The sequence below is a fragment of the Corallococcus llansteffanensis genome, from assembly GCF_003612055.1.
Lineage (GTDB): Bacteria > Myxococcota > Myxococcia > Myxococcales > Myxococcaceae > Corallococcus > Corallococcus llansteffanensis.
The window spans coordinates 1-3432 of the sequence record NZ_RAWB01000808.1; the positions used below are offsets into that span (position 1 = coordinate 1).

The following is a 3432-nucleotide window of genomic DNA, read 5'->3' on the forward strand; positions in this document are numbered from 1 at the left end:
CGCCCCAGCTCCTGCTCCGCCCGCGTCATCCCGCGCTGCAAATCGTTCCAGTCCAGCGTGCCCGCGAGCAGCCCTTCCTCGTCCACCACCGCGAGCTGCGGCACCCCCGCCTCCGCCATCCGCCGCAGCGCCGTCCACCCGTCCTCGCACAGCTCCGCCACCACGCCATCCTCCATCACCTCGCGCACCAGGCACCCGGCCCGCTCGTCCTCCGGGATGCCCTCCACCGTCGCCCACGACACGCGCCCCACCGGATGGCCCCCGTTCGTCACCGGCAGCAGCTGCGTGTGCTCGCGCCGGAGCGCCCACTGCGCGTCGGACATCGTCAGGTCCAGGTCCACGCCCACCGCCCGGGGCGTCATCAGCGTCGCCACCCGCACGTGCTCCAGCACCACCCGCATCCGCACCTGCCGGGACTCCGCCTCCGCGCCCATCAGCACGAAGAAGGAGATGACCAGCGTGAACGGGTTCAGCGACACCACGCCCCACACGCCGAACAGCACCGCGAACACCCGCCCCAGCATCGCCGCCACCCGCGTCGCCTTGAGCACCCCCAGCCGGGGCGTCAGCGCCGCGCGCACGATGCGCCCCCCATCCATGGGGAACGCGGGCAGCAGGTTGAACACCCCCAGCACCCCGTTCAGCATCGCCAGGGTGAAGCCCGCGAACCGCAGCGGGAACAGGCCCAGGCCCTGCGTCAGCCACGTCGCGCCGCCCAGCACCACCGCCACCCCCAGGCTCGTCAGCGGCCCGACGAGCGCCATCAGCGCCTCGTCGCGCGGCCGCCGGGGCACCTCCCCCAGCTCCGACACGCCTCCGACAATCATCAACGTGATGGCGTGCACCTCCCCGCCGTGGCGCAGCGCATAGAACGTGTGCGCCATCTCGTGCAGCAGCACCGACAGGAACAGCCCCACCGCTACCACCAGCCCCCACACCAGCGGATGTCCGGGGAGGCTGCCCGGCGGCACATCCGCCATGCTCGCCGCCTGCTGGAACGTCCCGGCGAACGAGAACGCCAGCAGCGGCAGCACCAGCAACAACGAGAAGTGGATGCGGATGGGCACCCCCCGGAACGAGCCCACCTGGAGTGTCCCCGGCCGCGCACGCATCGTCGCCTCCCCGCTCCCGACCGCGCCCGTCCCGGACCCGGTGTTGGAAATCCTGAACTTCTGTCTGGGCCCCTCCCGGTGCACGCGAAGCCCGGCCGTCCGCCCGTCCCGCCAGTGGCAAGGGAAGCGCTGCGACCGGCCCTCCAATCGTGTTAGAGCGCCCTCCCATGGACGCAACCCCCGAGAAGGATCCTCTCCGCGCACGGCTCCAGCAGATGGAGCAGCAGGCCGAGCAGGGCGGCGGCACCGAGCGCATCGCCAAGCAGCACGAGGCCGGCAAGCTCACGGCCCGCGAGCGCATCGACCTGCTCCTGGACCCCGGCTCCTTCAGCGAGCTGGACAAGTTCGTCACCCACCGCAGCCACGACTTCGGCATGGGCGACAAGAAGATCCTCGGTGACGGCGTCGTCACCGGCTACGGCACCGTGGAAGGTCGCCAGGTCTTCGTCTTCGCCCAGGACTTCACCGTCTTCGGCGGCTCGCTGTCCGGGGCCTACGCGCAGAAGATCTGCAAGATCATGGACCTGGCCACCCGCGTGGGCGCGCCCGTCATCGGTCTCAACGACTCCGGCGGCGCGCGCATCCAGGAAGGCGTGGAGAGCCTCGCGGGCTACGCGGACATCTTCCTGCGCAACACGCTCGCGTCGGGCGTCGTGCCCCAGATTTCGCTCATCCTGGGGCCGTGCGCGGGCGGCGCGGTGTACTCGCCCGCCATCACCGACTTCATCATGATGGTGAAGGACACGTCGTACATGTTCATCACCGGCCCGGACGTCATCAAGACGGTGACGCACGAGGAGGTCTCCAAGGAGGCCCTCGGCGGCGCGCTGACGCACAACCAGAAGTCCGGCGTGGCCCACTTCGCCGCGGAGAACGAGCAGGCCGCCATCGCGATGACGCGCGAGCTGCTCTCGTACCTGCCCTCCAACAACCAGGAGGATCCGCCGGTCCAGCCGAACGACGACGACGCGTTCCGCACGGAAGAGTCGCTGAAGACCATCGTCCCGGCGAACCCGAACAAGCCCTACGACATCAAGGAGATCGTCCGGGCCATCGTGGACCAGAAGCACTTCTTCGAAGTGCAGGAACACTTCGCCCGGAACATCGTCGTCGGCTTCGCGCGCATGAACGGCAGGAGCGTGGGCATCGTCGCCAACCAGCCCGCGGTGCTCGCCGGCTGCCTGGACATCGACGCCAGCGTGAAGGCCGCGCGCTTCGTGCGCTTCTGCGACTGCTTCAACATCCCCCTGCTCACCCTGGTGGACGTGCCCGGCTTCCTGCCCGGCACCGACCAGGAGTGGGGCGGCATCATCACCCACGGCGCCAAGCTGCTCTACGCGTACGCGGAAGCCACCGTCCCGAAAATCACCCTCATCACGCGCAAGGCCTACGGCGGCGCCTACGACGTCATGGCGTCCAAGCACATCCGCGCGGACATCAACTACGCGTACCCCACCGCCGAAATCGCCGTGATGGGCCCCGAGGGCGCGGTGAACATCATCTTCCGGGGCGAGCTCCAGAAGGCCCAGGACGCCAACGCCGAGCGCAAGAAGCTCACCGACGACTACCGGGAGAAGTTCGCCAACCCGTTCAAGGCGGCGGAGCTGGGCTACATCGACGAGGTCATCCGCCCGGAGGAGACCCGCGCCAAGGTCATCCGCGCCCTGGAGATGCTCAAGGACAAGCGCCAGGAGAACCCGCCGCGCAAGCACGGTAACATCCCGCTCTGAGTCCCGGCCCCCGTCCGCCCGCCCTCCTCCGCCCGGAGGGCAGGCGGGCATGGACAGTTCTGGAAATTCTCGGGTAACGCCGGGGCTTTCACGGGGCCACCCAAGGAGCCCCCCGCGTGTCCCAGCAGCGACGCCTTGTTCTCTTCCTCTCCGACGTCGAAGGTAATCTCACCGCCCTGCGTCAGACGCTCAAGGGCGTGTGCGAGGGGCTGGAGCTGCCCACTCCGGAGGTGAAGTGGGTGGAAGCCCGCCCGGATGCGCTCGCCGACGGCGGCTGGCACGTGGCGGAGATCCCGCTCGTGTCCGGCAAGACGTCCGGCAAGGTCGCCTCCCCCGAGGAGCACCTGGACGCGATGACGCAGGCCCTGTCCAAGGACTTCCGCGACCGCTCCATGGGCATGTACGTGGACCGTGAGCACAGCTATGCCCGCGTCTGCATGGCGGCCCCCAGCCGGCCCCCCAAGGCGATGGAGGGCGAGTACCTGGACGTGCTCCGCCAGGCCGCGCGCTGGCTGGACGTGGAGACCACGACGCTGGCCCGCCTCTTCAGCGGGAACGCGGCGCGCAACCTGCTGGCGGCGGCCGTGGAC

3 protein-coding genes are annotated in these 3432 nt (G+C 69.7%); 2 read left to right on the top strand and 1 reads right to left on the bottom strand.

What is annotated here, in order from left to right; translation table 11 throughout:
• On the bottom strand, window positions 1-1112 hold a 1112-nt coding region (locus D7V93_RS40510; protein ID WP_147451606.1), incomplete at its 3' end, for a site-2 protease family protein.
• A gap of 167 nt (window positions 1113-1279) precedes the next feature.
• Here D7V93_RS40510 and D7V93_RS40515 point away from each other — a divergent pair.
• Window positions 1280-2842: an acyl-CoA carboxylase subunit beta gene (locus D7V93_RS40515; RefSeq protein WP_120648354.1), complete on the top strand. Its 1563-nt coding sequence runs from the start codon at window positions 1280-1282 to the stop codon at window positions 2840-2842.
• A 116-nt stretch (window positions 2843-2958) separates the two neighbouring features.
• On the top strand, window positions 2959-3432 hold a 474-nt coding region (locus D7V93_RS40520), incomplete at its 3' end, for a hypothetical protein (protein WP_120648355.1).

What these genes read in the sequence shown, in the direction of transcription:
- D7V93_RS40515 (WP_120648354.1), top strand. Translation starts at nt 1,280, where the DNA reads ATGGACGCAACCCCCGAGAAGGATCCTCTCCGCGCACGGCTCCAGCAG.